General features: G+C 69.6%; 1 pseudogene. It reads right to left on the reverse strand.

Annotated features, from left to right (window positions below):
* Positions 1-464, reverse strand: a pseudogene (locus MOV74_RS40310) (long-chain fatty acid--CoA ligase); the annotation flags it as partial.

A 464-nucleotide genomic window follows, 5' to 3' on the forward strand; every position in this document is an offset into this window, starting at 1 on the left:
CATGCGGCGCGATCCAGGCATCGCTCGCAGCCACCTGCTCGGGCGCGCGCCACAGGCCGACGACGTTGCGTAAGGACGGCATTCGGGCCGCCAGGTCGGAATCGCCAAGGCGCACGGCAAGCTGCGCCGGCGCGATCAGCACCTCGCATTCCTGCTCGTTGATCTGCTGCTCCAGCACCTCGTTCTCGAAGGGGTGATGCAGCGCCAGCGCGCCGCCGGAGAGCAACCATACTGCGAGCGAGGAGGCGAGGCCGGCGAACGACATCGGCGCGAACGCCGCCATCAATGTCGCGCCTTGCCTGATGTCGGCTTCCAGCGACATCGCAAGCCCGCCGGCGATCAGGCTGAAATGCGGCCGCGGCACCGGGCGAAAGCCTTCCGCCGTGACGTCGAAGGAGATCATCGCCGCCTTGCGGCCGTCCTGGATCACGGTGCGCGTCGTGCCGGGCGGGCGGGCCAGCACG

This window comes from Bradyrhizobium sp. SHOUNA76 (assembly GCF_023006445.1).
Classification (GTDB): Bacteria; Pseudomonadota; Alphaproteobacteria; order Rhizobiales; family Xanthobacteraceae; genus Bradyrhizobium.